Raw genomic sequence first — 16633 nt, 5'->3', positions numbered from 1 at the left:
ATTTCAGAGGATATTCGCATGCGCAGCACATACATGCGGTTTTTCCGGAATTGGTCTGGGAAATTGATATTTTGCTGCGGCAGCGAAAATGTGGTTTAAAGGGAATATCAAAATCTCGTTAGGATGAAATAAAACGAAGTCTTGGGAGGCCATCCTTCTAGACGAGAACAGAAAAGGCAATAAACGGTGGCGGACACATCAACACTTGATGAGCCAATCATTATAAAAAAATATGCGAATCGCAGGCTCTATGACACCTCTTCCAGCTCCTACGTCACGCTGGAACATCTGAGCGAACTGGTTCGTCAGGGGAAGGATTTCATCGTTCAGGATGCGAAGACCGGTGAAGATCTGACACGTACAGTTCTGACTCAGATCATTTTCGAGCAGGAAAACAAAGGCGGAAATGCACTGCCTCTGAACTTCCTGAGACAGGTTATCCGCTTTTACGGCGACAGCGTTTCATCAGCCCTGCCAACCTATCTGGATATGGCGATGAACAATTTCACCAAGAATCAGGAACGCTGGCGGGACCTCGTTTCGAACGGCATGGCCTCGAACCCGATGGCGTTGTTCGAGGAACAGGCGCGCCGGAATTTCGAAATGTTCGAACGCGGCATGAACCTCTTCACATCTGGTGTGCCATCACGCCCGCGCTCGGAAAGCGAAGACGCAGCACCATCGAGCGCCAGCCCGTCGACTGCCGCAAAGCCAAGCGCCAAAGAGACACCGCAGGAAACCGAGTCACTTGATACCCTGCGCAAACAAATGGCCGATATGCAGGCACAGCTGGCCAAGCTGACCAGCGGCTCACAAGACGACATCTGACAAGGAAAAGCCCGGCATTTGCCGGGCTTTTTTCTGTTCTCTGGAGCGCCGGGATTAGCGGCGGTCATCCTCGTCTTCTGGGTCTTCGACACGGAAGAGGCTCGGCAAGAGGCGCACGCCGGTTTCAGTATCAATCAGCTGAACCGTCGTCACAGCACCGTTCATATCAATGCTCTCCCACTGGCGCAGCTCATAGGTCGCTGGGTCGAAGAAAAGCTCCAGCTCACCTTCGGCATCGCCGGATTTGTCCGACATGCGGATCGCAACCAGACCACCCTTCTTCGAGACATCCAGAATATTGGCATGCGCTGCGAGATCTGTCTCACTGCGTAAAAGCATATTTAGCGGCGTGGAGGCGAGCGGAACGCGGTCGACCGTTTCCAGATCGCTGTCTTCAATAGCAACCGTTGTACCATCAGACACAATGAGCAGAGGGACCGGATCATCATACTCGAACCGCATGCGGCCCGGGCGGCTAAGATAGAAGTCACCCTGGCTGAACCGTCCTGCCTGGTCGATCTGTGTGAAGCGCCCCTGAGCGGTCTCAATCTTGCTGAGCCCCTTGTTCGCATTGGCGATAGCTTCGGTCACGTTGAGCGTACTCACGACCGCGGGCGGCTCCTGCGGTTCTGTCGCAGCCTGCGCCAGAACCGTCGGCGCGGGTTCGACCGTTTTACTCTGCGCCGCTGTGGTTGCGGCTGGCGCAAACAGCATGGCGCCTGAAATGATCCACTCAGTCAGATTAAACATGAGAGGCTCCTCTGTGGTTTACGCATTGTATGTAATGGCTGCGGGTAACAAGAATAGGGCCAGAGTTGGGCGCTTTGCCTCTATTTGTTGCCCTGCATTCAGCTTTCAGCAGCACCGCGTAAAGAAAAAGGCGCCTCATGAGAGACGCCAGATCTGAGTGCGAAGTCTGATAGCAAAAAGGGCAGTCACACGGACTGCCCTTTCTAAATTAGTTTGCGATATGCTCGGGCTGTTTCCAGCCGAATTTCGCCTCTTGATAATATGCGCGTTTCACGAGTTCGTGCGCCGCATAACCGTTCAACCAGCCAAGCACCACGATGAACGAGACTTCGAACAGAAGGAAGCCGAGCACCGTCATGCTGCCCGTGATAAAGGCACCAATGATCAGCATGTAAACCGGCAGCATCATGTAGAACGCCAGGTGACCAAAATAGCCACCAAGACGCGTCACAAGACGCCAGTCACCATCCTTCTGAAAGATGTGACTCTCATACAGGCAACGTTTTTCAACGAGCGTATCAGCAGGATTTGCGTCTTCGGGGACGGGGCCATTCCAGTCACTTTCGAACTGGCCGAAGTGCGCGTAATCCCAAAGGGACTTAATATTCATTTTCGCACTCCAAAAATTGTTATTTTTGTCTGTATTCGGACTATATCATAGTTATATGACCAAGTGCAATAGTCAGTTTCATGGTCTTTTTTCTTATTATTTTTCAATGGCTTGAAACTCTCTCCCCGGCATTTTTTACGAAATTCCTGCTCATTTATGTTTTGAGACAGTTTTGTAACGATCGTGTTACAATGCGCATAGGGCTGTCAAGTTCCCGACCAGGAGACAAAAAACACAAAAAAAGCAGGACGTGACACGCCCTGCTTTTTGAAGCCTCATCATTTGAGGTGTCGGATCAGTCTTCGTCAGGACGTTTTCGGAGGATTTCACGCTTACCGGCGTGGTTCGGCGCACTGATCACACCCTCATCTTCCATCTGTTCGATGAGAGATGCCGCGCGGTTATAACCAATCTTCAGTCGGCGCTGTACATAGCTCGTCGACGCGCGACCATCTCGCAGCACAACTGCGACGGCCTGCGCATATAGGTCAGCATCCTGGCCCCCACCATCACTGCCCAACATGGCATCCATCACCGGACTGTCAGAGGATTCATCCCGCTCTTCGGTGATCTCCGCCGAATAATCCGGCTCGCCAGTGGATTTGAGGTATTCGACGATATCGCCGACCTCCTCATCGCTGACAAACGGACCATGCAAACGCTGAACCTTGCCGCCACTCGCCATATAGAGAAGGTCACCCATACCAAGCAGCTGTTCCGCGCCCTGCTCACCCAGAATGGTTCGGGAGTCGATCTTTGACGAAACCGAATAGGACACACGAGTCGGGAAGTTCGCCTTGATCGTACCGGTGATAACGTCAACAGATGGACGCTGCGTCGCGGTGATAAGGTGGATACCAGCCGCACGCGCCATCTGAGCGAGCCGCTGAATACAGGCTTCAATCTCTTTACCGGCGACCATCATAAGGTCAGCCATCTCGTCGATCACAACAACAATCGCCGGCATTGGATCGAGGGGTATCTCTTCGGTCTCATAGACCGGACGGCCCGTATCAGCCTCAAAACCCGTCTGCACTTCGCGCGTCAGACGACCGCCCGTGCGGCGCAGTTCTTCGACCTTTTCGTTAAAGCCAGCCAGGTTCCGAACGCCCGCCTTAGACATCATCTCATAGCGGCTTTCCATCTCACGGACGGCCCATTTGAGCGCCGTGACGGCCTTCTTCGGATCAATCACAACCGGCGAAAGCAAATGTGGGACGCCTTCGTAAATGGAAAGTTCGAGCATTTTCGGGTCGACCATGATGAACCGGCACTTTTCTGGCGGCAGCTTGAACATCAATGACAGGATCATCGCGTTGATTCCAACCGACTTACCCGAGCCGGTCGTACCCGCGATCAACAGGTGGGGCATTTTTGCGAGATCGGCACAAACCGGCTCACCACCAATATCCTCACCAAGAGCAAGCGGCAGCGCCTGCTTGTTTGACGTGAAAGACGGGCTCTCAAGCAGTTTGCGCAGATACACGGTTTCGCGATGTTTGTTCGGGAGCTCGATACCAATGGCGTTCTTGCCCGGCACAACAGCGATACGAGCACTAATGGCGCTCATGGAACGCGCCACATCATCTGCCAGCGCGATAACGCGAGACGATTTCACACCCGCCGCAGGCTCAAGCTCAAACAGTGTTACGACTGGCCCCGGGCGCACATGAGTGATCCGACCTTTGACACCGAATTCATTCAGGATTCGCATCAGCTGATCTGCGCGTTCCAGCAACACATCCTCATCAACAGCGGATGAGCGTGGCGGCGGTGTTACAAGAAGGTCAAGTGACGGCAGCCCCTCCCCCATGGCCGCATTGCGGCTTGGTTTGCGAGGACGGGTCGCAGTTTTCTCTTCCGGCTCTGCCGGCTTGGTATGCGGGAAAAGGTCCGGTTGGCGCGGCTTGCTCTTTGCCTTCTCTGCCGTCGGCGCTTCAGGCTCTTTATACTCGAAATAGGAGAAATCATCATCCTTCGGACGCCCATCCTCGGTCACATAAGGATTAGATGCCTTTGGTGACGAACGAAGCGCGCCGGTTGCGCCATCCTTCAGCTTGTGGACGCCAGCAACCAGGCCCTGCCCCGCCATGCGGCCAAGCGGCCTCAATGGCCAGATCAATAGGCGGGCGAGTTTTTTCAGATTCACCCAAAGAAGATGACCGATCATCGCAAAATCGCGATTGCCCAGATTGGCCGCGTTGGAAATCAACAGAAAGCTTGCAATGCCGAGCGCAACGCCTGCAATGATGTTGGCGATCGGAATCTGCAGCGCAACGAATGGCAGGCGCGCAAGCGCAAAGATGACATCGCCGACAAGACCACCCAGCGACACACGAAGCGGCCAGTCGCTCGGGATCGGCCAGCTTGCAAGGCAAGCTGTCGCCGCGACAATACCGAGCGCACCAATCATCCATTTGTGTCCGTTCGGATGCCCGATCAGCAGCATTCGCTTAACCCCGCCAGACATGACGAGAAAAGCGAGCATGACGCCGCCCCAGCCGAGTAATTGGTGAAGGAGATCGGCGATGATGGCCCCAGCAGCACCAAACAGATTGCTAACCTCGAGATCCGTTGCCGCATTCCAGCTCGGATCCTGAGGTTGGTAGGTCAGAACAGCTCCGCACAGGAACACACCAAGCGCAAAAATGGCAAAGCCCGTCAGGATACGCCAGACAGGTTCAGTGGAGATGGAGCTCTGGTCAGAAGCAGATTGTGCAGGGTTGGCAGATGTCATTCTGGCATTCTCAATCGGCACGGTGGCGAAGTTTGGGCGACACTGAGTTTCACCCGCCATGCTTAATGAGCAGAAAACAGAAAGCAGAAATTTGCAGAAAAAATGCCATTATCTGTTAAAAAACCCCGAGCTGAAGCCAGCTCGGGGTTAATTGTTCGGGATGGGTAATCCGTCTTACTTGGTGAATTCCGGATAAGCTTCCAGACCAAGCTCGGCTTTGTCGATGCCTTCCAGCTCTTCTTCTTCAGAGCAGCGGATACCGATCGTGAACTTCAGGATCGCCCAGACGATGGCAGACGTGACGCAGACGAAGGCACCGATAGAAACGACACCAATGAACTGCCAGACAATATCGCCGCCATTCCAAGCGACAACGAGCGTACCGAAGATACCAGCGATGAGGTGAGCTGGGATCGCACCAACAACGTCGTCGATTTTCAGTTTGTCGAGCAGTGGTACGAAGAACACGATGATCGCGCCACCCACAGCACCGATGATGATCGCTTCCCAAAGCGCTGGAGCGAGCGGCTCAGCCGTGATCGCGACGAGGCCACCGATTGCGCCGTTAAAGACGATGGTCGGGTCCATTTTCTTGAAGACGAGCGGTGTGAGGATCGCCGCAGCAACAACACCACCAGCAGCAGCAAGGTTTGTGTTCGCAAAGATGATCGCCACTGCGTTGATGTCTTCAGCTGTGCCAGCTGCGAGCTGAGAGCCGCCGTTGAAGCCGAACCAACCGAGCCAGAGAATGAATGTACCAAGCGCTGCAAGCGGGATGTTGGAACCTGGCATTGGGTTTACTTTGCCATCAACATACTTGCCCGTACGTGGACCGAGGAAGAACGCACCAACCAGAGCAGCCCAGCCGCCTGTTGAGTGCACAAGCGTCGAACCAGCAAAGTCAGAGAAGCCATTCTCAGCCAGCCAGCCGCCGCCCCACTGCCAACTTGCCTGGATTGGGTAGATGAAGCCGGTCAGGACAGCAACGAAGATCATGAAAGGCAGGATCTTGATGCGTTCAGCCAGTGTACCAGAAACGATGGAGGCAGCGGTCGCCACGAACACCATCTGGAAATACCAGTCTGACGCTGGTGCATAACCCGCACCATCAAGAGCAGCACGATCGCCTTCACCCCAGACCGTCGGGAGCGAAAGCACACCCTCAATCGCCCAGCCATCCTTTGGATAAATCATGTGATAGCCGACGAGATACACCATGATACCGGCGATCGAGTACAGCATGACGTTCTTAACTGCCTGAGTCGCAGCGTTCTTGCCGCGAACAAGGCCGACTTCCAGCATGCAGAAACCTGCCGCCATGAACATTACGACCATGCCTGAAATCAGGAAGAGATAAGAGTTATCAACGTACGCGCCGACTTCTGACGCTTCCTGTGCGAAAGCCGCTCCCTGAAGGAGCAACCCGCTCAGAACGGCAAGGCCCGTCGATCGGCCCGCCCATTTCCAAACTGAGTTATTCATTTGTTTCCCCAATCTTTAATAATGGAGAAGCAGGCCCCCGGCCCACTTGCTCGGCCCCCAATCTGGCAAAGGCGGGTTCTGCATCGAAGTGTCTCATTTGTATCAGGACACGATGCTGCAAATCTGATCAACGCTTAAGCAGGCTGCGACAGAAACGCCCAAAACCGTTGCAACATTGGACCTTCGTCCAAGTTGGGTTAATCAGACACGAAAGAAATCCGGATCATTTCCATGAACACACGAAACGAAATTCTGGTTGTCGGTGGTGGCTCCAGCGGCGGCGTTCTCGCTATCCTTCTCTCAGAGCTCGGATTTGATGTCGCGCTGGTTGATACCCGCGATCCGAAACTGCCTTTCGAACCCGATAGCCGGGCTTTCGCAATCGTCCGGGGCGGATGGCATGTTCTGGAAGCGGCTGGTGTTGCAGATGCCCTGCTCGCAGATGCCGGCCCATTGCTCGGCATGGAAGCGCATGATCAGAACGGCGTTTTACCGCCAGCATTCTCCATGTTCGACACGACGGACCTACCACAGGCACGGCCAGGAGAGCCGCTTGGCTATATGATTGAAGTAGACCGCCTGAATCTCGCAATCCGTGATCGCGTCGAACAATGCGCCAATATCACACGCTATGCGCCAGACACGGTCAAACGGCTCGAATATACAAATCATGGAGTGCAGGTCGAACTAGACTCCGGCAATAGGATTGAAGCTGAACTTGTTGTCGGCGCGGATGGTGTCGGCTCCATGGTTCGCGAACTTGCCGACATACGTACGATTGGCTGGTCCTATGGTCAGGCCGTTGTCGCCGCGACGGTTCAATTAGAACAGCCCCATCACAGTCATGCGCGACAATGGTTTCAGGATGAGGGCCCTTTTGCCGTCCTTCCCCTCACCGGCAATCGCGGCAATCTCGCCTGGTTCCGCAAGGAAGAGGCCGGCATCGCGACAGCCAAACTTTCCCGCGAAGCACTGGAATCAGAAATCAACAAACGGTTTAGTCATCTAACTGGCCCCATGACCGTTCTGCGCGATCCACTCGCTTACCCATTACGATTGCGTATGGCCGAAAAGCTGATCGCCAATCGGATTGCGCTGGTGGGGGATGCGGTGCGACGCGTCAATCCACTGGCTGGGCAAGGCTTTAATCTCGGCCTGAAAGATGTGGCGGCGCTGACCGAAATTCTGATAGAGTCGCGCCGTGCCGGGCTATCGCTGGCCGACGGCGCACAGTTGGAAGCCTATCAGCAATGGCGCCGCTTTGATGGCGTAGCTACCGCGCTTGCGATGGACGGCATCAACCGCGTCTTTTCCAATGACAACAAACTGCTATCGCCTTTCAAGCGGCTGGCTCTGACCGTTGGAAACAAAGTCGACCCGCTTCGCAAGGCACTTGCGCGTCAAGCCAGCGCCGACCACCCGGGACTACCTGCACTCGTGCGAGGGGAACCATTGGGCAGGCTGCTGGAAACGGCCTGAGCAATTTCGATCAATATCGATGCGCTAAAGTGAGGTAGTCTGCTGTCGGCAGCTGACTGGAGCCCACAATGCACCTGACGAAAAAAGCTCTCTGGTTTCTAGAAAGTCATTTGCGAGAGTCAGTCTCGCTTGATGACGTAGCAAGCTTTGTCGGTGTATCTCGCTTTCATCTCATACGCACATTTGGGCTGACGCAAGGCCAAAGTGTCATGCGATACCATCGTGGCCGCCGTCTCACCGAGGCGGCACGCCAATTGAAGCATGGCAAAAACGATATTCTTTCGCTAGCTCTTGAGTATGGATACGCTTCACAACAAGCCTTCACCAGAGCGTTCAAAGATCAGTTCGGGATAACACCGGGGGCATTCCGAAAATCACCGGAGTTGAGCAAGCTACTGCTGGTCGAACCACGACACATGACCCCATCGCTGTCGGGAACGATTATGCCAAACCGTTTTGAAACGACTGATATCCTGAAACTGGCATGCATCAGCCAAGCTTACGATACGGGAACGGAGTTGGTGGGAATCCCCGACCAATGGCAAACCGCCATGTCTTATGCAAGTGCATTCCCATATCTGCTTTCGGGTCCCAGATATGGGGTCTGTGACATGAATGAAGAGACGGGGATCATGACGTACAGCTGCGGCTTCGCAATCGATAAAGGGATGGACATCCCGCCCGAGATGGACGCGCAGACCATTCAACCCGCCGAATACGCCGTATTCAGACACAACGGCCATGTATCACTTATCAGCGAAACCTTCGAAGCCATTTTTGAGCTATGGCTGCCGAATTCTCCCTATGAACCAACGGGGGCGCCTGAACTTGAGGTTTATTCTGAGGACTTTAACCCATTCAGTGAAACGGGTATTGTCGAAGTCTGGGTTCCCGTAAAGGAGAGAGTTTAAAAGGTTAAAAGAATTGCGCAGGCGTCATCAGCTGACTTGATGCGAATACTGGCGTCATGCTGTGCCTTGCGCTCATGCGTGCGCATTTCCTTCGCCAGCGCTTCAACGCCCGTTTCGATGGCGCGCTCGATCAAACTCTCCGGCGTGTAGAGCGCGTAAACATCGACCAGTCGATAAAGACCATCTGACATTAATAGCACATGCGTGTCCGGCATATTTGGGAAAGATGTAACATTCAGATGTGAAGCAATGTCAGGATTAAGCCCGAAAATCGGGTAGTTCTGAAGCGTGTTCTGCTGCGCACGGATACGGCGCAAACCATTCATCTTTTCGTCATCGGAAAGCGCGTTCAGCTCTTTGGACGTTTCCGACTCCCGTCCGTGCTGTTCTTCGTGAAGAACCGTCGAGACATTTCCGTCAGGCGTTCGTAGTATCGCCCCGCAATCGCCCATTCGAACGATGGTCGCGGTCTCACCGTCATTCCAGAACCAGATGCCCGACGCAATGGGCATGGCCGATTTGTCAGCTTTCGTCAGATCAACGCGTGAGGCTTTCTCGGCCTTGCGCCGCACGGCCAAAATGGCATCACGAAACAAATGCTCAAGGCTGTCAAAACTGGCAGGTGCGCGTTGTATCAGCGCGCGATTGAGCTGCTCTGCATACCAGGCGGCATCGCTTTCTTCGCGTCGGAACAGTCGATACGGCCCGACATCGGTCGCGCCGTCCAGAACCCAGGCGGTTCCGGCAGCTTCATCGAAGCCAAACCGGTCATCGCCCGTGCCGCGCTTTGGCTTGCCATCAATCCCCGAGCCCGGCCAGTTCAGCGTTTCGAGGATTGCCAGAGACATGCGACCTACTCTGCGGCTTCGAGGGCTTCTTCAGAAATATCACCGGAGTGATAGACGTTCTGAACATCGTCCAGATCTTCCAGCGCATCGATGAGCTTGATCAGCGTCAGGGCCGGATCACCATCGATCTCGATATAGTTTTGCGGCTTCCAGACCAGCTTGGTCGATTTCGCTTCATGATCTGGGAAAGCCGCATCCAGATTGCCGGCAACTTCCATGAAGTCGTCACGCTCTGTGTAGATGACATAGACTTCTTCTTCGACTTCGACGTCTGTGGCGCCGGCCTCAATGGCCGCCTCCATGACAGATTCTTCGTCGCCGACTGCACGCTCGAAGACGATCTCGCCGACCTGATCGAAACCAAAGGAAACAGAACCGGTCTCGCCAAGATTTCCGCCGTTCTTCCCGAAGGTTGAACGCACATCACCTGCGGTACGGTTCTTGTTGTCGGTTGAGCACTCGACAATAACGCCAACGCCGCCCGGACCGAAGCCTTCATAGCGGATATCGAAGTAATCACCGGAATCGCCGCCTGCACCTTTATCAATGGCGCGCTGGATATTGTCTTTCGGCATCGATTCTGCGCGAGCGTTCTTCACTGCCAGACGCAGACGCGGGTTGCCTTCGATATCCCCGCCGCCGAGCTTGGCAGCAATGGTGATTTCCTTGGACAGCTTGGCAAAGGCAGCTGCGCGTTTCTTGTCCTGCGCGCCTTTGCGGTGCTGGATGTTAGCCCATTTACTGTGGCCAGCCATGAGATCTCCTGAGAGGCTGTTAAATCGATCAGAATTCTGAATGGTCTCCTCTATCGCATGGCAGGCGAAAGGTGAAGGCCTGCCAGACGCCTAGTCGAAGACACGGGCTGTGAGTTCGGTTTGCTCATGAGACTGAAGCTGATAGATGCGGTGCACGATAATGAGCAAAGTAATCGCGCTAGCAATCATCCCAAGCGATCCGACATAATAGAGCATGAGGGAGGAATCCCCAGTGAAACGATCGAAGACGAGATCGAAATTCTCAACCACGAATACGCTGCCGATCCAGAACACCCACCAGGCAATCAGAACACCCTGAGGCGGTTCGGCGCGTCCTGCATTGTGATGACTGCCGAACCAGATCTGACGCATGGCCTGAAACGGTTTGAAGAGATTGAAGAGCGGAACAAAGTGCCAGAGCCACGCCATAACCGGCTTCATGCGTGCCTCCCGGGCTCCAAGGTGACGCAGATTGGCCATGGCCTGATGCACGAACCCGCAATATCCAAATATACTGAGGATGAAGGTGGCAGCATAAGCGGGTGGCAGAATAGCTGAGGCGAGCATAAACCGGCTCATCTGTCCTGCATCGCTGCGAAACATCCCAAACTGCATGGCCAGAGTTCCCATGACGCTGGTTGCTGCGACTGCGATGTAAAGGGCAAGCCCGGCATACAGGGTATAATACCCCGCCTTGAGAGGACGGACGCGCGACGGATTGACGGTGAGGATCTCACCATCTTCTGTCTCTGCCGTCTCGACGAAATCGCCGACCGCACGACCGATGTCGGTTGCATTCAATTGCTGCCAGATCGGACTATCAGCGGCCCGGATGAGCGTCTTACTCGTTATCTCACCGGCCTGATACAATGCGATGAGCTGCTCGCTTGGTAGCGGACCGAGGTCCTGATGGTTCTGCCTGTAAAACCAGTTCGTCATGCACACTCGCTGCAGTTCCGCTCAAGAACCGAGCTTCACACAGCAATCGATGCGCGGCTAGTCCGGCAATGTCTCTTTCAGACGTCCGCCAACGCGGATGGGATCAATGCGGACAGCCAGACCGGTTTTGTCATCAGTCTCTACCATGACCCCGCATGCGGTCGCGGGACCTTCAGCCGGCCCCATGCGCTCGGTCGGAAGACGCGTTGAAAAACGCTTCACCGAGCCTTCTTTTTTCATACCGATGACGCTGTCATAATCACCGCACATGCCAGCATCTGTCTGGTAAGCGGTGCCGCCAGGAAGAATCTGAGCATCAGCGGTCGGAATATGCGTATGCGTTCCGACGACGAAACTTGCCCGTCCATCACAGAAATGGCCCATAGCCATTTTCTCAGACGTGGCTTCAGCATGCACATCCACGAGGACAGCGTCCGCGACCATGCCGAGCGGAACATTGTTCAATTCACGCTCAACCGCTTGAAACGGATCATCAAGAGAGTCCATGAACAAACGCCCCAGAACAGAGATCACTGCGACGCGGCGCCCATCTGGCAAGGTAAAAAGATTTGCCCCTTTGCCCGGCGCCTCCACGGCTGGCGGGTAATTGCAAGGCCGCAGAAGACGATCTTCGCGCGTGATATAGGTCAGCGCATCACGCTGATCCCAGCTGTGATTGCCGAGCGTGATGCAGTCCGCACCGTTTTGAAAAATGTCGTCGGCAATGGCTTCGGTGATACCAAATCCACCAGCCGCATTCTCGGCGTTCACCACAACGAAATCGAGCGAAAGCTCGAGTTTCAGTCGCGGCAAATGATCTTCGAGTGCCCGGCGCCCTGCGCGACCGACAACATCTCCAAAAAAAGCTAAGCGCATACATGTCTCCTGAGGGCGGGGATATGAAGCAAAACCTCCGCCTTGGAAACCTGTACGCGATAGAAAAGAGCCGTTACGACGTTTGCTGTCAGCCGACCACGCGTCCGAAAAACAATGGCAGCGATGCCTTGGGAGTCATCAGCCAGTCGAGCGGAACGTCGGTTTCCTCTGCAGGAATTTTGAGAACTTCCTGTTCCGCATAGGCCAGACCGCAGACAAATGTGCGCCCATCAGAACGAAGCTTCGAGAGCGCGCGATCATAATGACCCTTGCCATATCCAAGCCGATTACCAGCCGCATCGAATGCAAGAAGCGGCGCCAGAACCAGTGTTGGATGGGCGCGTTCTGCTTCTGCTGACGGCTGGGTCAGACCTAAGGGACCTGCTTCCAGATCGCGTTCATCTGCAACGCGTCGAAACGTCATGGAATCGTCGGCCTCGACCCTTGGCAGACAGATCTCAGCACCGGCCTTCTTCAGTCGGTCGAGCAAGGGCGCCGGGTCGAGCTCACTGCCAATAGCAAGATAACCGGCCACTGTTGGACCAAAACGTTCAAACAGTTTGATGGGAAAACGGCCCGCGAGTTCGCGCGATGCATTCGGGTTGGATGCGTTTGCGTGATCACGCAATTGACGCGCCGAGATTCGAAGGGAGGCTTTGTCGATGGCCATTGTACGGGATTCCCCTCGCTCTCCTAAATTCGTGCAACCGCGGGCGCCGTGCAGGTGTATCTATTCCCGTCGACCCAGCAAGCTAGGTGGGCACCGGAGTATCTGGACCACGGTCCAGACAGTTCTGCCAGTTCCCTGACGTGAATGTAAGGTCGCCGGAATATTGGTCCTGCTCGAACGCCGCAGCCGCATCTCTGCAGATAGGCGCCTTTCACGGTTCCGAAAAGGGGGCGACAAAAGTTTTCAGCGGCTACATCCAACCGGTTCTGCGAAACAGGAGAATAAGCCCAACAGAGAGCCCGACTAGACCGCCGCAAAGCGCACCGAATGCCCAATTGGAATCGACGCCAGGCATGCCTCCGACATTCACGCCAAACAGTCCGGTCACAAAGCCAAGCGGCAGGAATATTGCCGAAATGATTGCTAGAATGAACAGGCGCTGGTTCATGTTCTCGGCGCGCAGCTCTGTCACCTGATCCTGAACAATCTGCGCCCGGTCGCGTACGCTTTCGAGATCTTCTGTCAGTCGGATCAGAGCGTCATTGGTCTCACGAATTTCTCGTCGACTGGCATCATCAAACACAGGGCCGTTTTCAAGAAACAGTACATTCAACGCCTCTTTCTGCGGAAGCATGTAACGTCTCAGCGAAATCGCTTTACGGCGCGTCTCTGCGAGCTCGCTTTTGGAAATCTGCGCATTCTCACCGGCGAGCCGCTCATCCAGCTCATCAACACTATCACTCAGAGCATCAATGGCAGGTTCGATACGAGCAACCAATCGATTGGCCAGATGAGCGACGAGATGGCCGTTGGATACGGGCGGCGCGCCATCCAGGAATGTCTGGGCGAGATCTTCTGCTGCCTTGATTTTGTATGCGCGTGTCGAGATGACGACAGAATCTGTCACCCACATGCGCAAGGCAATCATGGTTTCTTTCTGGGGCGCGTCATTGAAATTCACACCGCGCAAATTGATCAGCCAGCCAGCCTCGTGCTGGAAAGACCTTGGCCGGGTATCCTCGCGGAACAGGGCGTCCACAATAATCGGGTCGGCTTTGAAGACATTCTGAACCCAGACTTTCGATTCCGGAACAAGACGATTGAGGTGCAACCAGACCCGCCCATCTTTCCAGCGCGACAGCCCTCCGGCCAGGTCGGCCCATTCCAGCTTTTGGACTTCATTGTTTTCATTGACAGCGAAGCCAAATATTAAGGGTGCAGACTGTGTCGCCATATGAATCAACCTCTCTGGTTATTCTGCGCCACCAACTACGCCGCTTCAAGCTGATTGGACAGAACTCGACATGCCCTTTTTGCGTCTCGCTCAAGTCACCATACTTCTGATCTGCCTCGCTCTGTTCACGCAGGCAGGCTTTGCAGACGTTACCGGACTGACCAATCAGGTTGAACAGCAGACAGAGCGCATTTCTGAGCAGGCGGGCAATCTGACCGAAGAAGAAGCCGACCTGACGGCGATCAGCAATCGGTTGGTGAAGGAACGCTCGACAGCCCAATCCCTGGAAAAAGAGCTTCGTCAGCGACATTTGGAGCTACGGGAAAATCTAAGTTGGCTGGGCGATGAAAGCGAAGGCGAGGCGGACCGGATCACCCGCCAGCGAGAAACGCTGACTGCAGACATAGATGCCCTGAAAACAGCGATTGATCAGGTGGACCGAAACCTGGCTGAAACCAACAGGCTGATTTCAGTCATCAGCGAAATCCGGCATAGAAATCAGTTTCGACGCCTTCTGGAACGCAACAGTCTGCCGATCAGTCCTAGCGTTTGGTCGATCGCGACAGAAGAGCTCGGCCGTGTCATTCAAATCAGCTCAAATGACATCAGGAGCTGGTGGCAGGCCCGGCTGGAAAGTGCCGGACTGGCACGTACGTTACTGACCCTGCTGGGCGGTCTCGCTTTCGGGATCATCATGATCATACCCGTTCGAAACTGGGTACACCGCCGCTTCGTCTCCCGTCTTTCGACCTTCAAGCCGACGCCCGCGCGCAAGCTCCGAATGGCCGCCTTTCGGATCATTCTGAAGTCACTGCCCGCACTGATCGGCGGCTTCGTAATCTATCAGATCCTTTCCATGTCCGGGGCAATCCCGGTCACGGCACAGTCGTTCGCACTCAGCATCTGGTACGGCTTTATCTTCATCATGCTTGTCGATGGCGCGAGTGTGGCCGTCTTTTCGCCGGCCGATCCCGAATGGCGTATTCTGAATATCAACTCGTCAAACGCACGCTTGGTGCGCATGCTTCTGCTGACGATTGCCGTCGTGATTGCACTCGACAATGCGCTCTCCATAGCCGGACAGGTGCTGTTCGGGCTGCCCGAAGCTCTGCACTCTCTTCGGCTTGCCATCACGAGTTGGATCCTTGCTGGCCTGACGCTTCTACTCATTCGAAAGCCGCTCTGGAGCGCCGGAAAATCAGAAGATGGAACGGTCACCTATGCTGCAAACGGTGGCATGCTGCGCGTTGCGCGCTTCATCATGTTTGTTGCTGCCGCTGGTGCCATTCTCGTTGCTCTGTTCGGTTATACCGATCTGGCGCATTTCATTCAGCTCCAGCAGTACAAGATTGCCATTCTGATCGTCCTGATCTTCGCGGTTCGCATGATCCTCCGCGAAGCCGCCCAATGGACAATGTCACGCTTTGCCTCATCGAAGCATGAGTCTACGGAGACGATTACAGATCCGGACAGCACCACGTCTGAAGAGCCATCGCTCTGGCTTGATCTGTCCATCGACACGATCGTCTTCCTCTGTGCGATCCCGCTCCTGATGCTGGTCATCGGCTTTAACGCTCTTGATCTGATGACCATGGGCAGCCGTTTCGCCGATGGATTTGAAATCGCCGGACAGCGGTTCTCGCCGGTTCAGATCGGCATCGCGATCCTTGCCTTCACCCTGCTGATGACGCTGACACGCTTTGTCCAACGCTTGATGGACAAACGCATCTTCTCGCGCACGCGGCTCGATATTGGCGTTGAGAATTCACTGAAGACGCTGATTGGTTATGTCGGCCTTGTCATTGCTTTCATGACCGGCGTTTCGATGCTTGGGTTTGACCTGTCCAATCTGGCCCTGGTCGCAGGTGCGCTCTCGGTCGGTATCGGCTTCGGTTTGCAAAGTATCGTCAACAATTTCGTCTCCGGCCTGATCCTGCTGTTTGAACGTCCGATCAAGGTAGGAGACTGGGTCATTACCAATTCCGGCGAAGGCATTGTGAAGAAGATTTCGGTCCGGTCCACAGAGATCGAGACCTTTGATCGGTCCTCCATCCTGGTTCCGAACTCCGAACTCATTTCATCAAGCGTGACCAACTGGACCCACAAGAACACGCTGGGACGCGTTACCGTGCCGGTTGGCGTTGCCTATAAGGAAGACCCTGAGCGCATAATGGAGATCCTGAGCGGCATTCCTGAAATGGTCGATATCGTGCTGAATGAACCGCCCGCTGTGATCGTTTTCAACGGCTTCGGCGACAGTTCGCTCGATTTCGAAATCCGCGCCTACATCCCTGATGTAAGCCAGAGTCTGAAAGCCAGAACCGCCATTCGCGTTGCCATTTTCAAGGCCTTCCGCGACGCAGAAGTGGAAATTCCTTTCCCACAAAGAGACCTTCATTTGCGTGATGTCGACCGCAGCGTGGGCACAATGTTTAACAAAAAGCCGGAAGACGACTGAAATCCCGGCTTTTTCTGCGCCAATTCCTAATTTTAAGAAATCCCTGCCTGAACAAG

Annotated in this window: 14 protein-coding genes and 1 other RNA gene; 4 read left to right on the top strand and 11 right to left on the bottom strand. The window is 54.7% G+C overall.

Going from position 1 to position 16633, the window contains the following annotated elements:
- The first annotated feature begins 186 nt into the window (after positions 1-186).
- Positions 187-828 carry a polyhydroxyalkanoate synthesis repressor PhaR gene (gene phaR / locus ACFQDM_RS14550; protein WP_377380246.1) on the top strand — a complete coding sequence of 214 codons (642 nt, stop codon included), beginning with the start codon at positions 187-189 and terminating at the stop codon, positions 826-828.
- Between the two features lie 54 nt (positions 829-882).
- Here the strand turns inward: phaR and ACFQDM_RS14545 are convergent, their stop codons facing one another.
- The 4 genes from ACFQDM_RS14545 to ACFQDM_RS14530 form a co-directional block, all read right to left on the bottom strand.
- Positions 883-1578: a LolA family protein gene (locus ACFQDM_RS14545; RefSeq protein ID WP_377380244.1), complete on the bottom strand. Its 696-nt coding sequence runs from the start codon at positions 1576-1578 to the stop codon at positions 883-885.
- Between the two features lie 208 nt (positions 1579-1786).
- On the bottom strand, positions 1787-2188 hold the full coding sequence (locus tag ACFQDM_RS14540) for a hypothetical protein (protein ID WP_377380242.1): 402 nt from the start codon (positions 2186-2188) through the stop codon (positions 1787-1789).
- Positions 2189-2483: 295 nt separating this feature from the next.
- On the bottom strand, positions 2484-4925 hold the full coding sequence (locus ACFQDM_RS14535) for a DNA translocase FtsK (RefSeq protein WP_377380241.1): 2442 nt from the start codon (positions 4923-4925) through the stop codon (positions 2484-2486).
- A gap of 174 nt (positions 4926-5099) precedes the next feature.
- The gene (locus ACFQDM_RS14530; protein WP_377380239.1) at positions 5100-6407 is read right to left on the bottom strand and encodes an ammonium transporter; all 1308 of its coding nucleotides are present in this window, start codon (positions 6405-6407) and stop codon (positions 5100-5102) included.
- A 231-nt stretch (positions 6408-6638) separates the two neighbouring features.
- Here ACFQDM_RS14530 and ACFQDM_RS14525 point away from each other — a divergent pair, with 231 nt between their 5' ends.
- Positions 6639-7886 (top strand): FAD-dependent monooxygenase, encoded by a 1248-nt coding sequence (locus ACFQDM_RS14525; protein ID WP_377380237.1) that lies wholly within the window; start codon positions 6639-6641, stop codon positions 7884-7886.
- Between the two features lie 68 nt (positions 7887-7954).
- Positions 7955-8797 carry a GyrI-like domain-containing protein gene (locus tag ACFQDM_RS14520; protein WP_377380235.1) on the top strand — a complete coding sequence of 281 codons (843 nt, stop codon included), beginning with the start codon at positions 7955-7957 and terminating at the stop codon, positions 8795-8797.
- Here the strand turns inward: ACFQDM_RS14520 and ACFQDM_RS14515 are convergent.
- The 7 genes from ACFQDM_RS14515 to ACFQDM_RS14485 form a co-directional block, all read right to left on the bottom strand.
- The gene (locus ACFQDM_RS14515; RefSeq protein ID WP_377380233.1) at positions 8794-9645 is read right to left on the bottom strand and encodes a protein phosphatase 2C domain-containing protein; all 852 of its coding nucleotides are present in this window, start codon (positions 9643-9645) and stop codon (positions 8794-8796) included. The genes ACFQDM_RS14520 and ACFQDM_RS14515 overlap by 4 nt on opposite strands.
- 5 nt (positions 9646-9650) lie before the next feature.
- Positions 9651-10400 carry a YebC/PmpR family DNA-binding transcriptional regulator gene (locus ACFQDM_RS14510; protein WP_377380231.1) on the bottom strand — a complete coding sequence of 250 codons (750 nt, stop codon included), beginning with the start codon at positions 10398-10400 and terminating at the stop codon, positions 9651-9653.
- A 90-nt stretch (positions 10401-10490) separates the two neighbouring features.
- Complete coding sequence (locus ACFQDM_RS14505; protein ID WP_377380229.1) at positions 10491-11339, bottom strand: DUF4328 domain-containing protein; 849 nt, start codon at positions 11337-11339, stop codon at positions 10491-10493.
- 57 nt (positions 11340-11396) lie between these two features.
- Complete coding sequence (locus ACFQDM_RS14500) at positions 11397-12215, bottom strand: TIGR00282 family metallophosphoesterase (RefSeq protein WP_377380227.1); 819 nt, start codon at positions 12213-12215, stop codon at positions 11397-11399.
- Between the two features lie 88 nt (positions 12216-12303).
- Positions 12304-12885 (bottom strand): 5-formyltetrahydrofolate cyclo-ligase, encoded by a 582-nt coding sequence (locus ACFQDM_RS14495; protein WP_377380225.1) that lies wholly within the window; start codon positions 12883-12885, stop codon positions 12304-12306.
- A gap of 30 nt (positions 12886-12915) precedes the next feature.
- A non-coding RNA gene (gene ssrS, locus ACFQDM_RS14490) (6S RNA) lies at positions 12916-13077 on the bottom strand.
- A gap of 58 nt (positions 13078-13135) precedes the next feature.
- Positions 13136-14119, bottom strand: coding sequence for a zinc transporter ZntB (locus ACFQDM_RS14485; protein WP_377380223.1), 984 nt, complete (start codon positions 14117-14119; stop codon positions 13136-13138).
- Positions 14120-14189: 70 nt separating this feature from the next.
- Here ACFQDM_RS14485 and ACFQDM_RS14480 point away from each other — a divergent pair, with 70 nt between their 5' ends.
- Positions 14190-16577: a mechanosensitive ion channel domain-containing protein gene (locus ACFQDM_RS14480; RefSeq protein WP_377380221.1), complete on the top strand. Its 2388-nt coding sequence runs from the start codon at positions 14190-14192 to the stop codon at positions 16575-16577.
- Positions 16578-16633 lie beyond the last annotated feature (56 nt).

The sequence above is a fragment of the Ponticaulis profundi genome, from assembly GCF_042659465.1.
In the GTDB taxonomy this organism is placed as follows: domain Bacteria; phylum Pseudomonadota; class Alphaproteobacteria; order Caulobacterales; family Hyphomonadaceae; genus Ponticaulis; species Ponticaulis profundi.
The sequence above is the reverse complement of the archived record's forward strand: the minus strand, read 5'-3'. Positions and strand labels throughout refer to the sequence as shown.

Coding starts and splice junctions, on each gene's coding strand:
- ACFQDM_RS14545 (WP_377380244.1), bottom strand. CDS start 1,578: ATGTTTAATCTGACTGAGTGGATCATTTCAGGCGCCATGCTGTTTGCG.
- ACFQDM_RS14540 (WP_377380242.1), bottom strand. CDS start 2,188: ATGAATATTAAGTCCCTTTGGGATTACGCGCACTTCGGCCAGTTCGAA.
- ACFQDM_RS14535 (WP_377380241.1), bottom strand. CDS start 4,925: ATGACATCTGCCAACCCTGCACAATCTGCTTCTGACCAGAGCTCCATC.
- ACFQDM_RS14530 (WP_377380239.1), bottom strand. CDS start 6,407: ATGAATAACTCAGTTTGGAAATGGGCGGGCCGATCGACGGGCCTTGCC.
- ACFQDM_RS14525 (WP_377380237.1), top strand. CDS start 6,639: ATGAACACACGAAACGAAATTCTGGTTGTCGGTGGTGGCTCCAGCGGC.
- ACFQDM_RS14520 (WP_377380235.1), top strand. CDS start 7,955: ATGCACCTGACGAAAAAAGCTCTCTGGTTTCTAGAAAGTCATTTGCGA.
- ACFQDM_RS14515 (WP_377380233.1), bottom strand. CDS start 9,645: ATGTCTCTGGCAATCCTCGAAACGCTGAACTGGCCGGGCTCGGGGATT.
- ACFQDM_RS14510 (WP_377380231.1), bottom strand. CDS start 10,400: ATGGCTGGCCACAGTAAATGGGCTAACATCCAGCACCGCAAAGGCGCG.
- ACFQDM_RS14505 (WP_377380229.1), bottom strand. CDS start 11,339: ATGACGAACTGGTTTTACAGGCAGAACCATCAGGACCTCGGTCCGCTA.
- ACFQDM_RS14500 (WP_377380227.1), bottom strand. CDS start 12,215: ATGCGCTTAGCTTTTTTTGGAGATGTTGTCGGTCGCGCAGGGCGCCGG.
- ACFQDM_RS14495 (WP_377380225.1), bottom strand. CDS start 12,885: ATGGCCATCGACAAAGCCTCCCTTCGAATCTCGGCGCGTCAATTGCGT.
- ACFQDM_RS14485 (WP_377380223.1), bottom strand. CDS start 14,119: ATGGCGACACAGTCTGCACCCTTAATATTTGGCTTCGCTGTCAATGAA.
- ACFQDM_RS14480 (WP_377380221.1), top strand. CDS start 14,190: ATGCCCTTTTTGCGTCTCGCTCAAGTCACCATACTTCTGATCTGCCTC.